This window comes from Serratia sp. TSO36, assembly GCF_057808395.1.
The window spans coordinates 308,631-328,585 of sequence record NZ_JBJZOU010000006.1 but is presented as its reverse complement, the minus strand read 5'-3'; the positions used below and the strand labels follow the sequence as shown (position 1 = coordinate 328,585).

The window sequence follows — 19,955 nt, the reverse complement described above, 5'->3', positions numbered from 1 at the left end:
GGCGCGCAGAAATGCGCAGCGCCTCGCAGGAGGTGCGGTTTTAAGCGCCCGGCCAAGCTGCTAGTATCAAAAGAAGCGCCCCAGCGAGCGGCGGCGCACTAGCACAAGGAACATCACGGAGGCGGCACGCTGCGGCGGCGGCCTCAGGGCGCACCAGAAGAGATTAGGACGATAGCGTGAAAAAAACGTTGGGCGTATTCTTGCCGTTGTACACCACCACCCTGCTGCTGCTGTTGGGCTCGGGCCTGCTCACCACCTACGTCTCGCTGCGGCTGGCCTCCATCCACGTCAGCAGCGCGCTGATCGGCGCCATCATCGCCGCCAACTACATCGGGTTGGTGATCGGCGGCAAGGTCGGCCACTTTCTCATCGCCCGCGTCGGGCATATCCGCGCCTACGTGGCCTGCGCCGGCATCATTACCGCCGCGGTGCTGGGGCACGGCCTGACGGCGTTCATTCCCGCCTGGGTTGCGCTGCGCCTGGTAATCGGGCTGTGCATGATGTGTCAGTTCATGGTGCTGGAAAGCTGGCTGAACGACCAGGCGGAATCCAACCAGCGCGGCATGGTGTTCGGTTTCTATATGGCGGCGACCTATCTCGGCATGTCGCTGGGCCAGATCGTGCTGATGCTGCAAAGCAATCTGGGCATCGCCACGCTGCTGGTGATCGCACTGTGCTTCGCGCTCTGCCTGGTGCCGATCGCTCTCACCACCCGCACCAATGCGCGCCACATGTCGCCGGCGCCGATGGAACTGCGTTACTTTGTCGGCGCCATTCCCAAGGTGCTGGCCACCACGCTGGTGATCGGCATGGTGGTAGGTTCGTTTTACGGCCTGGCGCCGGTCTACGCCAGCCTGCAATCCTTAACCACGCAGCAAACCGGCCTGTTCATGGCGCTGGCCATCTTCGCCGGGCTGGTGGCGCAATTCCCGCTCAGTTGGCTGTCGGATCGCTATAACCGCCCCTTACTGATGCGCCTCAACGCCATTTTTCTGATCGTGGCGGCGCTGCCGCTGGCGCTGCTGCCGCACATCGATTTCCCGCTGCTGCTGGCGGTGGGGTTCGTCGTCAGCATGCTGCAGTTTACGCTCTACCCGCTGGTGGTGGCATTGGCCAACGATCTGATCGAGCCGGAGCGCCGCGTCTCGCTGGCCGCCTGCCTGCTGATGGCGTTCGGCGTCGGTGCCAGCATCGGGCCGCTGGCGGTCGGCGCGCTGATCGAGCCGCTTGGCGGCAATATCCTGTACGCCTTCTTCGCCCTGTGCGGCGTGCTGCTGGCGGCCCTCAGCCGCACGGCGAAAGCGGAGGAGCCGCATCTGGCGCAGGACGCGCCGGTGCCGCACATTCCGCTGCCGGACAGCCTCGCCAGCTCGCCGCTGTCGCCGGCGCTCAATCCGACCTTCGATGAGCAGATCATTCACGACACCATGCCGCCGCCGGAAGCGGCGCCTGATGTCGACGAGCCGCAGCCTGAAGAACAGGAAGCGGAGCCCTTGCCTCAGGGCGCCGATCCGCAAGAGGACACCGGCCTGAAAAAGGCGCACGCCATGCTGTAAACGGCGCGGAGCTACAGATCCAGGAAAGAGCCCAGCAGAAAACCGCGTTCGGCGATCGCCGCTTTCAGCGTCGGCGCGGTCAACACATCCAGCTCGACGAGGCGCGGGTGGCAGTATTTGCTCTGCAGGATCGTCGCGTCGAGGAACGCCGGGTGGCACATCATTTCCAATGACTCGGCGCCCAGCTCGTCAGCGCGCGCCAACCGCTGCAGGAACAAGGCTTCGGAAATCGTTTCGCCGTAGAATCCCGCGTCAAACGCGTCGGTGCTGCAGGGCGTCTGCAACGCAATATCGCGCCGTTTCGCCTCTTCGCGATCGAGGCGCAGCGGCAGACCCTGCGCCTGCGCAAACGCCTCCACCAGCGGGTAAATCTGCGGCTGCATATGTACATGGTGGTGGCTGTCGATGTGCGTCGGCGGCCTGCCGAACAGCGTCACAAACCGTGCGAACTGGCGCTGCAGCTCCTCCTGGATCTCGTCCAGCTGCAGCTCGCCGGCCTCGGCGCGGCGCCACAGCCATTTACCCAATTCGCCATGCTCGTTGACCAGCGAAGGCATGGCGCCCAGCGGCCTGCCATGGGTTAAAACGAAATGCAGCCCGATCGGTAACCCCGGATATTGCCGGCTGAGCGCCGCCGCGTGCTGTGCGCCGCCGCCGTTCACCATCGCCGTGGTAGAGGAAACGACGCCATGCTGATACGCCTCGATAACACCGTAGTTTTGCCCCTTGCTCAGGCCGAAGTCATCGGCATTCACGATCAGTAGTTTTTCCATAGTGGCTCCCGCGGGATGAATTTTTGGCAAGGGAAGCCCGACCGACCGGCGCGGCATTCCCCTTCGCTAAGGTAAAAATCGAATGATTAACCGGCCGGCGGCCTGAAGCTCATCGGCATATCGGCGTTGATACTGATCGGGAGCGGCCCTAAAGAGGGCCGTAGCACTTTTTTCGGTAGTTGCCTGGGGTCACATCGGTGAGCCGCTTGAAGTTTTTAATGAACAGGCTGACATCGCCATAGCCGGAATCGAAGGCGATATCGGAAACCGAATAGTTGGTGACCTCCAGCTGCGTCTTGGCGAAGTTGATGCGGATCTCATTGATCACCTGCATCGGCGTCTTGTGGTAGTAACGCCGCATCGCCCGGGTCAGATACTCCTGGGTTTTCCCCGACAGCGCCACCATGTTAGCCAACGCCCTTTCACCGAACATCGCCTTGTCATGCATGCCGGCCAGGGTGTTCTTCAGCCACTGCGGGATATCATCGCCGCCATCGTTTTCTTCTTTATGGTGACGAATACGGCTGATCACATAGAAGGTCAGCGTTTCGAGAAATTCGGCGAAGTCGTCCTCGCGAAACTGCGGCGAACTCACCACCGATTCGATATAGGCCAAAAACTCGTTTCTCAGGCTGTAGGCCTGCGAGGCGACGAAGCAGCGCGGCAGCTGCTGCAAATAGTGCTCTTCAAAGAACGCTTTGCTGACCGCCACGTTGAAGATTTTCGTCGCGCCGAACTCGTAAAAGCTCTGGTGGTAGGAGCCGATGGGGATAAAGACGAAATCCCCGCGCTCCAGCAGCACCCGCTTGCCGTTGATCTCCTGATAGCATTTGCCGCTCAGCACGATGGTGAACTCGTAATAGTCGTGCTGATGCAGCCCGGTGGCGCTTTCCACCTTGTTGTAGATAAACAGGTGAAAATCTTTGCAGTTAAAAAAATCCTGCTCGCGAATCAGCTTCACGTCGTTGGCACTCAGCGAAATTCGGTTGTCGGACACGGCGCCGGCCTCCCGTTAGTCAAATCCGTTGCGTCTGGCCGCCTCGGCAAACCAGTAGCCGCTTTTCTTGATGGTGCGGCGCTGATCCGCCCGATTCAGCCGCACCAGCCCATAACGATTCTTGTAGGCGTTCAGCCAGGACCAGCAGTCGATAAAGGTCCACAGATGATAGCCTTTGCACTGCGAGCCTTCCGCCAGCGCGCGGTGCAGCCATTTCAGGTGCTCGCGAATAAAGTCGATGCGGTAATCGTCCTCCACCCGCCCATCGGCGCCGATAAACGCCTCTTCGCCCTCAACGCCCATGCCGTTTTCCGAAATATAACAAGGTAGATTGCCGTAGTTCTCTTTCAGATCCATCAGGATGTCGTACAGCCCCTTTTCGTAGATCTCCCAGCCGCGGTGCGGATTGATTTTGCGGCCCGGCATTGCATAGTAACTGAACAAATCCTCCGGCGATGCGATCGGCCCCTCGGCACGACGCCCCTCTTTCGCCTGCACCCTGCGCGGCTGGTAGTAGTTGACACCGAGGATGTCCACCATGCCGCCTTCAATCAGCGGCGCATCCTGCGGCTCGCAGTGGGGCATCAGCCCATGCTGCTCCAGCAGCTGCAGCAACGCCGCCGGATAACGCCCTTTGGCGACCGGATCGAGGAAACTGCGGTTGAGCAGCAGATCGGCGTCGTGCGCGGCCTGCCGATCCTCCGGCGCGTCGGAACGCGGATAGGTCGGGCTCAGATTCAGAATGATGCCGATGCTCCCCGGCAGCTCCCGCGCTCTGAAACGCTGCACCGCCATGGCGTGCGCCAGTACGCTGTGATACGCCACGGTGACCGCCCGTTTGAAGTCCACCACGCAAGGGTAATGCAGGTCATTCAGGTAACCGGCCTCCACCGGCACGATCGGCTCGTTGAAGGTGAACCAGTGGGTGACCCGATCGCCAAACAGGCCGAAGCAGATATCGGCGTAACGCGCATAGGCTTCGACCACCGCTCGGCTTTCCCAGCCGCCGCGCTGCTGCATGCACAGCGGCATATCGAAGTGGTAGAGATTGATAAACGGGGTGATGCCCTGCGCCAGCAGCTCGTCGATCATCGCGTTATAGAACGCCACCGCCTGCGGGTTCACCTCGCCGTCACCGTCCGGGATCAGCCGCGACCACGAGATAGACGTTCTGAAGGTATTGTGGCCCAGCGTTTTGAGCAGCTCGATATCGGTGCGGAAATGGTCGTAAAAGGTCGATGCCTCGGCCGGCCCCACCCGATAGTGAAAGCGCTCGGGCGCGATCTCGAACCAATAGTCGAAGATGTTGCGGCTCTTGCCGTCCCGCGCGGCCGCCCCTTCAGACTGCGGCGCGGAGGTGGCGCTCCCCCACCAGAACCCGTCGGCAAATTGATATTCCATACTCGCGTCCCTCACGGGGCGGCCGCGCCGCCCCGTTCCACAGTTAGAATTTCAGCGCCTTGGCGATGTCTTCTTCGCTTTCCGTCGCCGCGTCGATCTGGCTCTGCGCCTTGTTGGAGATCGCCACGAACGGCAGATAAATCACGGTGGCGACCGCCAGGTTAAACAGGCTCAACAACATGGCCATGATGCTGCCGTTGGTGTTGAAGAACGCCCCCAGGCCGACCGGCATGGTCCAGGGCGCGATGTTGGTGATAGGCGGGATCAGCCCGGAGTAATAAGCCAGTGAAGTGATAATGGTCAGCACCGGCTGCACCAGGATGAACGGAATGAACATCACCGGGTTCATGATCACCGGCAGGCCGAACAGAATCGGTTCGTTGATCTGGAAAATGCCGGACGGCGTCGCCAGCTTGGCGACCTGGCGGTAATCCTCGCGGCGCGAGGCGATGAAGATGGCGATGATCAGGCCCAGCGTCGAGCCGGTGCCGCCGAGGTAGATGTAGGAGTCGACAAACGGCTTCGCCCACATGTGGAACTCTTTCCCGGCGGCCACCGCCGCTTCGACCGAACCGTATTTGTTGTACAGCTCCACGTTTTCGAGTGCAAACGGCGTCATGATGCCGCTGTCCAGCGCCGCCAGCGCCATGGAGCCGTGCACCCCAAAGAACCACAGCAGCGAGGAGAACAGCACGTACACCCAGCCCACCACGCTGCCCATCTTGGCCAACGGCGCCGAAATGCCGTCCATGATGATCTGGTGGAAGTTGGTGCCCCAATGCGCCAGCGCGAACGCCACCAGCCCCATGATGGAGAGGATGATGAAACCGGGGATCAGCGCCGAGAAGGAGCGCGACACCGAAGCCGGCACGCTGTCCGGCAGGCTGATCACCCAGTTGCGCCGCACGATGAAAGCAAACATCTCGGCCACCACCAGCCCGATCACCATACCGGAAATGATGTTGGCGCCGCCCAGCCAGTTGGCGCCCACCGCATAGGCCTCGCCGACGTTAAACGGCGTGACGGTCATAAAGGCCGCCACCGCCAGCAGCGCCGAGGCGAGCGGATCGACCTTGCGCTCTTCGGCCAACGCCATGCTGATAAAGAACGGCGTCATCAGGGACATGATCCCCAACGTGCCGTTGTACACGCTGCCGCCGATGCTCTTCAGGCTATTGAGCGTCTCGATGGTGGAGGCGTCCAGGCGCACGCCCAGCGAATAGAAGAACGATCCTTCGCCGAAGCTCAGGAACACGTTATTGATCAACACGAACATCGCCCCGGTCAAGGTCAGCGGCATCAGGCGGATAAAGCCGTTCTTGATGGCGTTGACGTGGGGCTGCTTGCCGATTTTTACGGCGAAAGGCAGGATAACCTTCTCGAGCGAGGCAATGAGGGTATTCACGGCGGCCTCCTGTTATTGGTTGGCTTTCTTGATAGCGGCCACCGCGGCCTTCAGCACGCCCAGCCCATCGACCTTGCCGTACAGCAGCGGATCGATGACTTCAACAGGTTTGTTGGGCAGCTGTTTTTGCACTTCCGGCAAGGTGTAGGCGATCTGCGGCCCCAGCAGGATCAGATCCGCTTCAACGCCTTTCTCCGCGGCCAGCGCCTCCGGATAGGCGGCGATGATCACCGGTACTTCGTATTTCTCGGCCTGCGCCTTCATTTTTGATACCAACAGGGAAGTGGACATACCGGCAGAACAAAACAGATAGATTTTTTTCTTTTCCATACCAAGCACCTCAGATAATCAAAAAAACCCCGTGTTATTTGTATGCCAGATGCAATCACGATTGCTTCACGCACATTCCTTATGAAAATTTCCGTCACGTTGCCCTGGTTGCAGACAGTATACGGAGCATGAAAAACGGATCGGTAAGCCAGGGGAGAGAATAACCGTCTCTCCTTGACCTGATGGCTTGACCCCCTTCACATTTCGCATAAAAAAATAGTGTGACCGGGCTCTCAAATAACCGATATAAACTCAGAATATTCGTAATAAATACTCAAATAACAATTATAAACAGACAGTTATAAACACGCCGAGAATTTAAGGGTTTATTTGCGTCTGAACAAACGAAAAGGGAATAAAAATAGTTCAAGCTTGATTCGCCTGCTGCTCTCCGAACGCGATGGTAGGCGAAGAGGATTAGGTGGGCAGACGCAGCAACTCGATCACCGTGGCCAGCGCCACGGAATGGTTCCTGCGGTTGGGGTAATAGAGGTAAAAACCGGGAAACGGCGCGCACCAGTCGGCCAACACTCGCCGCAGCCGCCCGCTCGCGAGGTGTTCTGCCACCTCCTGTTCGATGGCGAAGGCGATGCCGACGTGCGCCAGCGCCGCCTGCAGCAGCAGCCTGGCGTCATCCACGATCAGCGGGCTGTTGACCGCCACGGTAAATCGCTGCTCGCCCTGCTGAAACGCCCACTTGTAGCGCTCGCCCGAAGAGGCCTTGCGCCAACCGATGCAGCGGTGCTGCAGCAAATCCTGCGGGTGCGTCGGTTCGCCGTGCCGTTGAAAATAGTCCGGCGTGGCGACGATGGCAAAACGCAGATCCGGCGTCAGGCGCACCGCGCGCATATCGTTGTGCAGATCCTCGCCGAGCCGAATACCGGCGTCAAAGCCTTGCTCGACGATGTTGGCAAACCCTTCGTCCGCCACCACCTCAAGCGTAATGCCGGAGTACTCGCTGGCCAACCGCCCCAGATGCGGCACGATGGCGAGATCGATCGCCGAACGCGGCGCGTTGATGCGCACCAGGCCGCGCGGCCCTTCGCGAAACGCATTCAGGCTCTCCAGCGCGGCGTCGATGTCGGTAAAGGCCGGCACCAGCTGCGTCAACAGGTGCTCACCGGCCTCCGTCGGCGAAACGTTGCGGGTGGTGCGGTTCAGCAGGCGAATGCCCACCTGCGCTTCCAGTTCGCGCAGGGTGTGGGTCAACGTCGGCGGCGTCACGCCCAGTCGGGCGGCAGCGCGGCGGAAGCTGCGTTCACTGGCGATAGCCACGAAGGCCGCCAGGCCGGACAATTCGGGTTTCTTCATGCTATTAATATAAATTATCTAATAGTGAGATGAATTTTTAGCGGATAGTTATCCGTTATCTAACAACATAGCATTACGATCGAACCCATTACCAGGTATCGATGCGATGATTAATGCTACAGCTCCAACTCATGAAACGCCGCGCCGTCTGGCGGACAAAGTCGTGCTGGTGAGCGGCGGCGGCACAGGCATAGGCCGCGCCGCCGCGCTGGCCTATGCCCGCGAAGGCGCCAAAGTGGCGCTGGCCGGCCGACGCGCGGCGGAAATCGAAGCCACGGCGCGCGACATCGCGCTCGCCGGCGGCGACGCCCTGCCCATCGTGGCCGACGTCTCCCAGGAAAACGACATCCGCAGGCTGCTCGCCACGGTGACCGCCCACTACGGCCGGCTCGACGTCGCCTTCAACAACGCCGGCATCATCGGCAACTTCGCCCCCATCACCGAACAGAGCAGCGAGGATTTTGACCGGGTGATCGCCATTAACCTCAGAGGCGTCTGGCTGGCGATGAAATACGAGATTGAAACCTTTCTGGCACAGCGCTCGGGCGGCGTGATCGTTAACACCTCCTCTTGGCTGACCCACGGCGCGCTGGCCGGTTCATCCAGCTACTCCGCCAGCAAAGGCGCGCTCGATGCAATGATCCGCGCGGTGGCGCTCGAATACAGCGGCCAGGGCATCCGCGTCAACAACATCAACCCCGGCATCATCGACACGCCGATGGCGCGCGGCAGCGTGGCCGACAGCGCGGCGTTCGCGCCCTTTATCGCCCACACGCCCGCCGGCCGCCTGGGCGAATCGGAAGACATCGGCGATGTGGCTATGTGGCTGGCGACGGACGAAGCCCGCTTCATCACCGGCCAAAGCCTGCTGGTGGACGGCGGTTACACCATCGCCGGCATGCGCTGAGGAGACGACGCCATGAACTACGTTCGGCTTGGCGACAGCGGCCTGCAGGTGTCCCGCCTCTGCCTGGGCGGCATGACCTACGGCGATCCGGCCTGGCGGCCCTGGGTGCTGAAAGAAGAGCAAGCGCGCCCCTTTATCCGCGAGGCGCTGGAAGCGGGCATCAACTTTTTCGATACCGCCAACATTTACTCCGGTGGGGAAAGCGAGCGCATTCTCGGCCGTGCGCTGAAGGCGTTCGCCCGTCGTGAAGACGTGGTGATCGCCACCAAAGCCTACTTTCCGATGGACGCGCAGCCGAACAGCCGAGGGCTGTCGCGCAAGCACCTGCTGCACAGCATTGATGCCTCCTTGCAGCGGCTGGGAACGGATTACCTCGATCTGTTCGTGCTGCACCGCTTCGACACCGAAACGCCGATCGAAGAAACCGCCGACACCCTCGATGGCCTGGTGCGGGCGGGCAAGATCCGCTATCTCGGCGCGTCTTCACTGCATGCCTGGCGCCTGATGAAAATGCTGGCCTTTCAACGTCAGCACCGCCTGGCGCCGTTTATTTCGTTGCAAAGCCAATACAACCTGGTGACGCGTGAAGACGAAGAAGAGCTGATCCCGCTGTGCCTGGAGGAAGGTCTTGGCCTGACGCCCTGGTCGCCGCTGGCTCGCGGCGTGCTGGCCGGCTCCGGCAGTGGCGGCACGCTGCGCGCCGCCACCGACGAGCAGGCCCCCCGTTGGTACGGCGGCAGAAACGAGGTCGAACGCACCGTCGCTGCGGTAGCGGAGGTGGCGGCCGCGCGCGGCGTTCCCCCGGCGCAGATTGCGCTGGCTTGGCTGTTGGCCAAACCCGGCGTGGCATCGCCGCTGGTGGGCATGTCCAAGCCACACCATCTGCAAGATGCGCTGGCGGCGCTCGACCTCAGGCTATCGCAAGAAGACGTGGCCGCGCTGGAGGCGCCAATGGCGCACGCTGCCCGCCCCGAACGTTGGTAGCCCCTTTTCCTTCATTCCAGGAGAAAGACATGGCATACGCTGTGACCGCGCGAGCGGCGTTATTCACCCTCGCTACTGCACTCACCCTTAGCGCGCCGGCGCAGGCCGCCGTCGATGCACACTGTACAGAAAGCAGCATGATGCTGCCGCCCGGCGCGCTTTACCCCAACGGCATCGCCCGCGCGGCGGACGGCACGCTGTATGTCGGCCTGATCACCAGCGGCAACGTGCTGCGCAAACGGCCGGGTAAAGCGTGGGAAACCTTTTTCCCCGGCACTGACACGGTGTTCGCCTCAAACGCACTGCGGCTGGACGAACGGCGCGGGCTGCTGTGGGGCAATTCGCCGGACTTCCTCTCCGGAGGCAAAACGCGCGCCAACCGCATCTACGCGCTGAACGTCGCGGATGGCACCCTCAACCGCAGCCTGGCGCTGCCGGCGGGAGAAATGGGCAACGATATCGTGCTCGGCGCAGACGGTACGGTGTACGTGACGGAAACCCGCGGCGGCGGCATCCTGCGCCTGCGGCCGGATGAAGCGGCATTCAGTACGCTGTATCAGGATCCGCGCTTAGCGGCCCCCAGCGGGCTGGGCGCCGCCGGGATCGTGCTGCTCGACGACCGGCTGCTGGCTGTCGCCAATTTCGGCACCGGGAAGCTCTACACCCTCAGCTATAACGATCCAAAGCCGCAGCTGACGGAAATGCAGCTGCCGCGCCTGATTGAAAATCCGGACGGGATGGGGTTGGCACCGGACGGCGCGCTGATCGTGCTGGAAAACGGGATCCAGAGCGGCCAGGGGCGGATCCTGCGGATCCCGTCTCCCAAGGCGGCAGGCATGCACCGGATTGAGGTCTTGCGCGAAGGCATGGAATCGCCGGTCAATCTGACTATCACGCCACAAGGCTGCGCCTTCGTCAGCGAATCGCGCATTCGCCACCGCCTGCTGCCCGGCCATGAATCCGAAGTGCCCGACAGCTTCCGCCTCTATCAACTGCCCCTGCCCCTCACCGCCGCGCAATAAACTCCACGCCGCCTCAGCGGGCGGCGACTTGCGTTGTACCGTTAACATCCAATGAATTGAAAATCTTTATTTCGATGGTATTAATCAGAACTATGATTAATTCTAACTTAACAAACTGATTTTAATTAAATTGTTCCACTACACATCGCTGATTATACTTGCCTTATCCCCCACCTCTTATCATCGAGCGTATTCATGAGCCGATACCATGTTTCCAGCAGCGAAGGTCAATATGAGAAAGAATCCGGCGAGCAAGTTCTAGCCAATAAGCTGGGCATCACCGATAGCGACGAACTCGACGGCGCCGAGTTGGTGTTGCTGGAGCAGCTCTACCGTTCCGTTTTCGAACAGCACTTTCCATTAGGAAGAATCACCGTCGAGATGCTTAAGGGATGGCATCACCGCTGGTTAGGCAATATTTATGCGTGGGCTGGACAAGCAAGAACCGTCAATATCAGCAAAGGAGGCTTCATGTTTGCCCCTTCGACGCGATTGCCCAAACTACTGGACGATTTCGAAGTGAAATACCTGGCAAGTTACACACCTTGCTCAGACATGAGCGAAGAACAGCTGATAGAAGCGATCGCGATAATCCATGTTGAACTGATACTCATACACCCTTTTAGAGAAGGGAATGGCCGTTTGTCACGGCTGCTGGCCGATGTGATGGCGGTTCAGGGTGGGCATAAACCGTTGGATTATCAAAGCTGGGAACAAAACAGAGCCCAATATATCTCGGCTATTCACTCGGGTATGAACATGAACTACGAGCCGATGAAACACTGGGTCAACCAAGCACTAAGAAAGTATTAGGCAAGGCGCAGATGAGCGAATTTTTTACGCACTTCTTCTAAAGAAGCTTCAATTCTGGCTGAAGGTTGACCTGTTTCAACCGCCGTTGATGTCGCCACTGAGCGGGCAATGTCCGTACGAGATGGCTTAACATAACCCACCGGCACTTTTTTAGTATTACTCATGACGCCCCCCGATCAGAAAATTCATTGATGAGATTATATCAAGGATTGTACATAACTTCATGCCCCTCACCGCCGCGCAATAAACTCCACGCCGCCTCAGCGGGCGGCGACTTGCGTTGTTGCCCGCAGGCGAACGACAATCTCGCTTCGTTACAACGCCTCCTTGCGCAGCGCTTCCCATTTTTACCTGTGACAGCCGATTGCCCGCTGGGCTAGTATAAGCGTCTGTGCAAACCTCGGGTTTGAGCGCGCCGTTTGGCGTTTTGATGATTTGATTTGCGCCGCCCGCCAAGCGCTGAATGGGGCGGCGCCTGCTGAAACAATGTGATAGCGAATGACGACAATGAAAATCACAGTTCCCTTTACATTCAATGGATTGGAAAAATAATCGCATGAATAGCACCGATAAACTCGATTCGCATACGCCGATGATGCAGCAGTACCTGCGCCTCAAGGCCCAGCATCCTGAAATCCTGCTGTTCTACCGCATGGGCGACTTCTACGAGCTGTTTTACGACGACGCCAAGCGCGCTTCCCAGCTGCTGGATATCTCGCTGACCAAACGCGGCGCCTCGGCGGGTGAACCGATCCCGATGGCCGGCGTGCCGCACCACGCGGTAGAGAACTACCTGGCCAAGCTGGTGCAGCTCGGCGAGTCCGTCGCCATCTGCGAGCAGATCGGCGATCCGGCCACCAGTAAAGGGCCGGTCGAGCGCAAAGTGGTGCGTATCGTCACGCCCGGCACCATCACCGACGAAGCGCTGCTGCAAGAGCGCCAGGACAACCTGCTGGCGGCGATCTGGCAGGACGCGCGCGGCTTCGGCTACGCCACGCTGGACGTAAGCTCCGGCCGCTTTCGCGTCGCCGAGCCGCAGGATCTGGAAACCATGGCCGCCGAGCTGCAGCGCACCAATCCGGCCGAGCTGCTCTACCCGGAAACCTTCGAACAAATGGCGCTGATCGAACAGCGCCACGGCCTGCGCCGCCGCCCGCTGTGGGAATTCGAGCTTGAGACCGCGCGTCAGCAGCTCAATCTACAGTTCGGCACCCGCGATTTGACCGGTTTCGGCGTCGAGCAAGCGCACCAGGCGCTGCGCGCCGCCGGCTGCCTGCTGCAGTATGTCAAAGATACTCAGCGCACTTCGCTGCCGCACATTCGCGGCATCACCATGGAGCGCCAGCAGGACGGCATCATCATGGACGCCGCCACCCGCCGCAACCTGGAACTGACGCAGAGTCTGTCCGGCGGCAGCGACAACACGCTGGCGGCGATCCTCGATCGCACGGTCACGCCGATGGGCAGCCGCATGCTGAAACGCTGGCTGCACATGCCGACCCGCGATATCAAGGTTCTCACCGCCCGCCAACAGGCGATCGGCGCATTGCAGGAGCTGTTCACCGATCTGCAGCCTTCGCTGCGTCAGGTGGGCGATCAGGAGCGAATTTTGGCGCGTCTGGCGCTGCGCACCGCCCGGCCGCGCGATCTGGCGCGCATGCGCCATGCTTTCCAGCAACTGCCGGACATCCGCGCGCTGCTGCAAGATGTGGAAACGCCGCACGTGCAGCAGCTGCTGTCGCAGGTGGGCCAGTTCGACGAGCTGCGCGAGCTGCTGGAGCGCGCGGTCATTGAATCCCCGCCGGTGCTGGTGCGCGACGGCGGCGTGATCGCCCCCGGTTACAACAGTGAGCTGGACGAGTGGCGCGCACTGGCCGACGGTGCCAGCGATTACCTCGATCGGCTGGAGATCCGCGAGCGTGAAAAGCTGGGGCTGGATACGCTCAAGGTCGGCTTCAACGGCGTACACGGCTACTACATTCAGGTCAGCCGCGGCCAAAGCCACCTGGTGCCGATCCACTATGTGCGCCGTCAGACGCTGAAAAACGCCGAGCGCTACATCATCCCGGAATTGAAAGAGTACGAAGACAAAGTGCTCACCTCCAAGGGCAAGGCGCTGGCGATCGAGAAAAGCCTGTACGACGAGCTGTTCGATCTGCTGCTGCCGCACCTGGCGGAGCTGCAGCAAAGCGCCGCCGCACTGGCCGAACTGGACGTGCTGGCCAACCTGGCCGAACGCGCCGATACCCTGAACTACGCTTGCCCGACCATGAGCGAGCAGCCGGGGATCCGCATTACCGAAGGCCGTCACCCGGTGGTGGAGCAGGTGCTGAGCGAGCCGTTTATCTCCAACCCGCTCACCCTGTCGCCACAGCGCCGTATGCTGATCATTACCGGCCCGAACATGGGCGGTAAAAGCACTTATATGCGGCAAACGGCGCTGATCGTGCTGATGGCGCACATCGGCAGTTACGTGCCGGCCACCAAGGCCACCATCGGCCCGGTGGATCGCATCTTCACCCGCGTCGGCGCGGCGGACGATCTGGCTTCCGGCCGCTCCACCTTCATGGTGGAGATGACCGAAACCGCCAACATCCTGCACAACGCCACCGAGCATAGCCTGGTGTTGATGGATGAAATCGGCCGCGGCACCTCCACCTACGACGGCCTATCGCTGGCCTGGGCCTGCGCCGAGAACCTGGCCAACCGCATCAAGGCGATGACGCTGTTCGCCACCCACTACTTCGAGCTGACGACCCTGCCGGAGAAAATGGAAGGCGTGGTCAACGTGCACCTGGACGCGCTCGAACATGGCGACACCATTGCCTTCATGCACAGCGTGCAGGACGGTGCCGCCAGCAAAAGCTATGGCCTGGCGGTCGCCGCGCTGGCCGGCGTGCCGCGCGACGTCATCAAGCGCGCACGTCAGAAGCTGCGCGAGCTGGAGTCTATCTCCAGCCACACCGCATCGGGCAGCGTCGATGCCACCCAGATGACGCTGCTGCAGGAAGAAACCTCACCGGCGGTTGAAGCCCTGGAAGCGCTGGATCCGGATTCCCTGTCGCCGCGCCAGGCGCTGGAATGGATCTACCGGCTGAAAAATATGGTGTAGTCTGGCGCCAAACGCGGGCATAAAAAAACGGTGAGCATGACGCTCACCGTTTTTATTTGATGCGGTTCAACAACCGGCGTTATTCGCGGAACAGCGCCTCAATGCTCAGGCCCTGCATCTGCAGAATCTCACGCAGACGGCGCAGACCTTCAACCTGAATCTGACGGACGCGCTCGCGCGTCAGGCCAATCTCCCGGCCTACATCTTCCAGCGTCGCCGCTTCATAGCCCAGCAGGCCGAAACGACGCGCCAACACTTCACGCTGTTTGGCGTTCAGTTCGAACAGCCATTTGACGATGCTTTGCTTCATATCGTCGTCTTGCGTGGTGTCTTCAGGCCCGTTGTCCTTCTCGTCGGCCAGAATGTCCAGCAGCGCTTTCTCCGAATCCCCACCCAGCGGCGTATCCACCGAGGTGATGCGCTCATTCAGACGCAGCATGCGGCTGACGTCATCCACCGGCTTGTCGAGTTGCTCGGCAATCTCTTCAGCGCTCGGTTCATGATCCAGCTTGTGGGAAAGCTCGCGCGCGGTGCGCAGATAGACATTCAGTTCTTTGACGATATGGATAGGCAAACGAATGGTACGGGTTTGGTTCATGATCGCCCGTTCAATCGTCTGACGGATCCACCAGGTTGCGTAAGTGGAGAAGCGGAAACCGCGTTCCGGGTCGAATTTTTCCACTGCGCGAATCAGACCGAGGTTACCCTCTTCGATCAGATCCAGCAGTGCCAGACCGCGGTTGCTGTAGCGGCGGGCGATTTTCACCACCAGCCGCAGGTTGCTTTCAATCATGCGGCGGCGGGACGGCACGTCACCGCGCAGAGCACGCCGCGCAAAATAGACTTCTTCCTCTGCGGTCAGCAGAGGTGAATAACCGATCTCACCCAGATAGAGCTGCGTCGCATCCAATACGCGTTGCGTAACGCCTTGAGACAACAGCTCTTCTTCCGCTAAATCGTTCTCGCTGGTCTCTTCTTCTACCAGCGCTTTTTCATCAAACGACTCGGCCTCAGCTCCATTCTCGTCGAAATCCGCATCATCATGTAACTCGTTAACTTTCAGCGTATTTTGGCTCATATGCTGCTCCTACCCGTGATACCGCGAGCAGAATATCAGCGTATTCTGCCCAATCTATCGCTGCGGAAGATAACGCAGCGGGTTTACGGATTTCCCCTTGTAACGAATTTCAAAATGCAAACGTACTGAACTGGTACCGGTGCTACCCATGGTGGCTATTTTTTGACCCGCCTTCACTTCTTGTTGTTCCCGGACCAGCATTGTGTCGTTATGAGCGTAGGCGCTCAGGTAATCATCATTATGTTTGATGATGATTAGATTACCGTAACCCCGTAAAGCGTTGCCTGCATACACTACGCGGCCATCGGCGGTAGCGAAGATCGGCTGCCCACGGGAACCGGCGATATCGACACCCTTATTCCCACCTTCTGATGAGGAAAAGTTATCAATAACCTTACCGTCAGTCGGCCATCTCCAGGTACTGACCGGAGCGCTGTTGCTGACGGTGCTGCTCACTGGTGGAGCGGCTTCCGGCGCGGTAACAGGCGCAGCTGCGGTCCCAACCGCTGCGGCCCCTGCTGCAGGTAACATCTTACCTACATTCTGTTTACCCGAGTTTTCAGAATACGCGTTAGTTGATTGAGAATCAACCGTTGCCGTCTGGATCTGGGAGGTGGAAGGTGGCTTCGGAACGCCGCCTTGGGTCGCGTCAGTCGTCGCCAACATACCGCCGCCGCCGTTGGCGGAACCATTACCAAGCTGAATGGTTTGGCCAACATTCAGGCTGTATGGCTCGGGAATATTGTTGCGCTGCGCCAGGTCGCGGAAATCGTTGCCGGTGATCCAGGCAATATAAAACAGCGTGTCGCCGCGCTTGACCGTATAGGTGTCGCCGCTGTAACTCCCTTTAGGAATGGCGTTATAACTGCGGTTATAGACAATGCGGCCCTCTGGACTGGCCTGCTGTGCCCCGCCATTATTATTGCCGGATGGAACGGCGCCGCCGCCCCCCACGCTGCTGATAGGGGCCGACGTTGAGGCATTGTTCGTACAACCCGCCAACCACAAACTTACCATCGTACACACCGCAACCCGGCGTAACGTAATCATTGGGCTTCCCGTGCTCATGCTTCCCCCATGACAGCAATATCAGTGATATATCCAAAATACCCTTTACATCGTAGCCGAGCTTTTGCCACTTCCCAGTTTCTGCGATGTAAAGGCGCCGCCGGCCGATCCCTGAATGCCAGGTCATCTCGCGCCGGAGCATCAAAACGCGCGCCAATGCTAACCAGATTGGCGTTGCCGCACCATAAGACAACTACGTAGAAAGGCCAATTCTAGTGAAAATTCACCTGATTGGAACGAGAAAACCTTATCCGGGCATGATGAAAGTGCAACAGATTTTGCCGACGGTCGAAAAATCAGACGATCGCTAGGCCAATTCGCCTTTCACCAGCGGCACAAAGCGCACCGCTTCTACCGCATCGACAACGAACTCGTTGCCATGACGCTGAATGCGTTTGAGAGTTTGGGCCTGCTCCCCCACCGGCAACACCAGAATACCGCCGTCGTCCAACTGTTCCACCAGCGCCTGCGGGATCTCCGGCGGCGCGGCAGTGACGATGATCGCATCGAACGGGCCGCGCGACGCCCAGCCCTGCCAGCCATCGCCGTGGCGGGTGGAAACATTGTGGAGATCGAGCTGCTTCAGGCGGCGCTTGGCCTGCCACTGCAACCCCTTGATGCGTTCGACGGAACAAACGTGTTGCACCAGATGCGCCAGGATGGCGGTCTGATAGCCGGAACCGGTGCCGATCTCCAGCACCCGCGAGGTGGGCGTCAGATTCAGCAGTTCGGTCATCCGCGCCACCATATAAGGCTGGGAAATGGTCTGGCCGGAGCCGATCGGCAATGCGGTGTTTTCGTAGGCCTTATGATCCAGCGCTTCGTCGACAAAACGCTCGCGCGGCACCGCCTCGATCGCCCGCAGCAGCTTTTCGTCCCGGATCCCCTGCTGCCGCAGCTGCGTCAGCAATGTTTGCATGCGCTTGTTCACCATTCCCCGCTAACCTCTGCTTTGGTTAACCATGTTTTCACGACTTCTTGCGCCGCGTAGGCGGTTAAATCCACCTGCAGCGGCGTTATCGCCACATAGCCTTGTTCCACCGCCGCAAAGTCGGTATCCGGCCCGGCATCAAATTTATCACCAGGCGGCCCGATCCAGTAGATATTTTGTCCGCGCGGATCCTGCTGGCAGAAGACCTTGTCGGCTGGATGGCGGCTGCCGCAGCGGGTCACGCGCAGGCCTTTGATCTCCGCCAGCGGCAGATCCGGTACGTTGATATTCAGGATTTTTCCGGTTCGCAACGGTTCGCGCTGCAGCGCGCGCAGGATGCGGCAGGTAATGACGGCGGCGGTCGCGTAGTGCCGGTGGCCGTTCAGCGACACCGCCAACGCCGGCAGCCCCAGGTGCCGGCCCTCCATCGCCGCCGCGACGGTGCCGGAATAGATGACGTCGTCGCCTAAATTCGGCCCGGCGTTGATACCGGAGACCACGATATCGGGCGCCGGGCGCATCAAGGCGTTGACGCCAAGGTAAACGCAGTCGGTCGGCGTCCCCTGCAGCACCGCAATATCCCCGTTGGCCAGCGTCTGCGTGCGCAGCGGCGACTCCAGCGTTAAGGCATTGGAAGAGCCGCTGCGGTTACGATCCGGCGCCACAACCTGCACCTCGGCGAATTCCCGCAGCGCCGCCGCCAGCACCTGAATGCCCGGAGCGCTGACGCCGTCATCGTTACTCAGCAATATCCGCATCGCTGTCATCCTGCTGCATGATCTCGCGAACCACGCTGGTGGCGAAGCTGCCTGCCGGCAGCCAAAAGCGCAGTTCCACGGTAACGTCATCCCACCAGCTCCACCGCATATTTTGCGGCTGCAGCAGCAGGGCCCGACGAGCGGGGTCGACACGCTCGCGCTTTAAAAGCGTAAGCAATTCCGGCTGCTCCGCCAAGCATTGTTGTTCAAATGCCAACGCGCTGCCGGCGGTGCCCGGCTCGCCGTCGCCCGGCAACGTCGCGGTGACAACCAGCTCGCCGGCATCCAAGCGCTGTTGCAACGTCTCCAGCTCATCGGCTTTGGCGACAAACCAGCTTCCGCGGCCGCTCAGCTGCAGGGCGTCACCTTCCAGCACGGTGCGCTGCAGGCCGTCCGCCAGGCGCCTGCTCGCGACCAGATTAAACAGCGCGCTGCGGCTGGCAGAGAGGTAAAAACTGCGCTTGCTGCGCTCTTTGACGCGAATTTCATCATTCGCCCAGCGGCGCGCCATCACCAGATTGTTGCCGCCACGGCCGAAACGCTGGCTGCCGAAGTAGTTCGGCACGCCCTGCGCGGCGATGGCCTGCAGACGGCGCTCAACGTCCTGACGATCTGAAATCTGGCGCAGCACCAGCGTAAAGTGGTTGCCCTTCAGGTTGCCGATGCGCATTTTACGCAGGTGGCGGGCGTACAAGAGCACCTCGCAGCCTTCCAGCGCAAACCGGGAGAAATCCGGCGTGTCCTTGCCCGGCATATGCAGGCAGAACCACTGTTCGGTCACCGCGTGGCGATCCTTCAAGCCGGCATAGCTGACGGAACGGGCGTGAATACCGGCGAAGCGCGCCAGATAGTCGGCCACGAACTGGGTATTGCAGCCGTTTTTGCGGATGTTCACCAGCACGTGCTCGCCTTCACCGTCCGGTGCAAAGCCCAGATCTTCCACCACCACGAAATCTTCCGGATTGGCTTTCAACACCCCGGTGCTCTGCGGCCGGCCATGCAGCCAGGTCAGATTCGCCATATCCATGCGGTTATTCCTTGATCAGCAAGGCAACCGCTTCGCAGGCGATGCCTTCACCGCGCCCGGTGAAGCCGAGCTGCTCGGTGGTAGTGGCCTTCACGTTGACGTCATCCATATGGCACTGCAGATCTTCCGCCAGGAAAACGCGCATCTGCGGGATGTGCGGCGCCATTTTCGGCGCCTGGGCGATAATGGTGATATCGAGGTTACCGAGGCGATACCCTTTGGCGCGAATGCGTTTCCAGGCTTCGCGCAGCAGTTCGCGGCTGTCGGCGCCTTTGAACGCCGGATCGGTATCGGGGAACAGCTTGCCGATATCGCCCAGCGCCGCCGCGCCCAGCAGGGCATCGGTCGCGGCGTGCAGCGCGACGTCACCGTCGGAGTGGGCCAGCAAACCTTTGTCGTAAGGGATGCGAACACCGCCGATCACCAACGGGCCTTCGCCGCCGAATTTATGTACGTCAAAACCGTGACCGATACGCATGATG

Annotated in this window: 19 protein-coding genes; 6 read left to right on the top strand and 13 right to left on the bottom strand. The window is 60.3% G+C overall.

Annotated features, from left to right (window positions below; all coding sequences use genetic code 11):
- Positions 1–176 precede the first annotated feature (176 nt).
- Positions 177–1,556, top strand: coding sequence for an MFS transporter (locus ACK3CV_RS04535; RefSeq protein WP_164039488.1), 1,380 nt, complete (start codon positions 177–179; stop codon positions 1,554–1,556).
- 11 nt (positions 1,557–1,567) lie between these two features.
- On the opposite strand, the gene chbG is transcribed toward ACK3CV_RS04535, so the two are convergent.
- From chbG to ACK3CV_RS04505, 6 genes are all read right to left on the bottom strand, one after another.
- Positions 1,568–2,329, bottom strand: coding sequence for a chitin disaccharide deacetylase (chbG, locus tag ACK3CV_RS04530; protein WP_033637171.1), 762 nt, complete (start codon positions 2,327–2,329; stop codon positions 1,568–1,570).
- 148 nt (positions 2,330–2,477) lie between these two features.
- Complete coding sequence (gene chbR, locus ACK3CV_RS04525; protein WP_033637170.1) at positions 2,478–3,326, bottom strand: transcriptional regulator ChbR; 849 nt, start codon at positions 3,324–3,326, stop codon at positions 2,478–2,480.
- Positions 3,327–3,341: 15 nt separating this feature from the next.
- Entirely contained in the window at positions 3,342–4,727 is a 1,386-nt protein-coding gene (locus tag ACK3CV_RS04520; protein WP_164039485.1) for a glycoside hydrolase family 1 protein, read from the bottom strand.
- Between the two features lie 43 nt (positions 4,728–4,770).
- A complete protein-coding gene (gene chbC, locus ACK3CV_RS04515; RefSeq protein WP_004932557.1) occupies positions 4,771–6,132 on the bottom strand; it encodes a PTS N,N'-diacetylchitobiose transporter subunit IIC in 1,362 nt (453 codons plus the stop codon).
- Positions 6,133–6,144: 12 nt separating this feature from the next.
- Positions 6,145–6,462: a PTS sugar transporter subunit IIB gene (locus ACK3CV_RS04510; RefSeq protein WP_004932561.1), complete on the bottom strand. Its 318-nt coding sequence runs from the start codon at positions 6,460–6,462 to the stop codon at positions 6,145–6,147.
- Between the two features lie 417 nt (positions 6,463–6,879).
- Positions 6,880–7,773 (bottom strand): LysR family transcriptional regulator, encoded by an 894-nt coding sequence (locus ACK3CV_RS04505; protein ID WP_164039482.1) that lies wholly within the window; start codon positions 7,771–7,773, stop codon positions 6,880–6,882.
- Positions 7,774–7,879: 106 nt separating this feature from the next.
- On the opposite strand from ACK3CV_RS04505, the gene ACK3CV_RS04500 reads away from it, so the two are divergent.
- The 4 genes from ACK3CV_RS04500 (at position 7,880) to ACK3CV_RS04485 (ending at position 11,499) form a co-directional block, all read left to right on the top strand.
- Entirely contained in the window at positions 7,880–8,680 is an 801-nt protein-coding gene (locus tag ACK3CV_RS04500; RefSeq protein ID WP_239504645.1) for an SDR family NAD(P)-dependent oxidoreductase, read from the top strand.
- Between the two features lie 12 nt (positions 8,681–8,692).
- The gene (locus ACK3CV_RS04495; protein WP_033637167.1) at positions 8,693–9,664 is read left to right on the top strand and encodes an aldo/keto reductase; all 972 of its coding nucleotides are present in this window, start codon (positions 8,693–8,695) and stop codon (positions 9,662–9,664) included.
- Positions 9,665–9,693: 29 nt separating this feature from the next.
- Complete coding sequence (locus tag ACK3CV_RS04490) at positions 9,694–10,686, top strand: Vgb family protein (RefSeq protein WP_239504644.1); 993 nt, start codon at positions 9,694–9,696, stop codon at positions 10,684–10,686.
- A 195-nt stretch (positions 10,687–10,881) separates the two neighbouring features.
- The gene (locus ACK3CV_RS04485; RefSeq protein WP_047569276.1) at positions 10,882–11,499 is read left to right on the top strand and encodes a Fic/DOC family protein; all 618 of its coding nucleotides are present in this window, start codon (positions 10,882–10,884) and stop codon (positions 11,497–11,499) included.
- Here the strand turns inward: ACK3CV_RS04485 and ACK3CV_RS04480 are convergent.
- Complete coding sequence (locus ACK3CV_RS04480) at positions 11,496–11,663, bottom strand: hypothetical protein (protein WP_162846236.1); 168 nt, start codon at positions 11,661–11,663, stop codon at positions 11,496–11,498. The genes ACK3CV_RS04485 and ACK3CV_RS04480 overlap by 4 nt on opposite strands.
- Before the next feature lie 392 nt (positions 11,664–12,055).
- On the opposite strand from ACK3CV_RS04480, the gene mutS reads away from it, so the two are divergent.
- Positions 12,056–14,611, top strand: coding sequence for a DNA mismatch repair protein MutS (gene mutS / locus ACK3CV_RS04475; protein WP_033652988.1), 2,556 nt, complete (start codon positions 12,056–12,058; stop codon positions 14,609–14,611).
- Between the two features lie 79 nt (positions 14,612–14,690).
- Here mutS and rpoS read toward each other — a convergent pair whose 3' ends face one another.
- The 6 genes from rpoS to ispF form a co-directional block, all read right to left on the bottom strand.
- Positions 14,691–15,689 (bottom strand): RNA polymerase sigma factor RpoS, encoded by a 999-nt coding sequence (rpoS, locus tag ACK3CV_RS04470; RefSeq protein ID WP_004932578.1) that lies wholly within the window; start codon positions 15,687–15,689, stop codon positions 14,691–14,693.
- A 54-nt stretch (positions 15,690–15,743) separates the two neighbouring features.
- Positions 15,744–16,739, bottom strand: coding sequence for a murein hydrolase activator NlpD (nlpD, locus tag ACK3CV_RS04465; RefSeq protein WP_033637165.1), 996 nt, complete (start codon positions 16,737–16,739; stop codon positions 15,744–15,746).
- A 325-nt stretch (positions 16,740–17,064) separates the two neighbouring features.
- Complete coding sequence (locus ACK3CV_RS04460) at positions 17,065–17,691, bottom strand: protein-L-isoaspartate(D-aspartate) O-methyltransferase (RefSeq protein WP_033637164.1); 627 nt, start codon at positions 17,689–17,691, stop codon at positions 17,065–17,067.
- The gene (gene surE / locus ACK3CV_RS04455; protein ID WP_033637163.1) at positions 17,685–18,446 is read right to left on the bottom strand and encodes a 5'/3'-nucleotidase SurE; all 762 of its coding nucleotides are present in this window, start codon (positions 18,444–18,446) and stop codon (positions 17,685–17,687) included. Before surE ends, ACK3CV_RS04460 begins: the two co-directional genes overlap by 7 nt.
- A complete protein-coding gene (truD, locus tag ACK3CV_RS04450; RefSeq protein ID WP_164141318.1) occupies positions 18,427–19,473 on the bottom strand; it encodes a tRNA pseudouridine(13) synthase TruD in 1,047 nt (348 codons plus the stop codon). The genes surE and truD overlap by 20 nt, the downstream gene beginning before the upstream one ends.
- A gap of 4 nt (positions 19,474–19,477) precedes the next feature.
- The gene (gene ispF, locus ACK3CV_RS04445; RefSeq protein ID WP_004932594.1) at positions 19,478–19,951 is read right to left on the bottom strand and encodes a 2-C-methyl-D-erythritol 2,4-cyclodiphosphate synthase; all 474 of its coding nucleotides are present in this window, start codon (positions 19,949–19,951) and stop codon (positions 19,478–19,480) included.
- Positions 19,952–19,955: the final 4 nt, after the last annotated feature.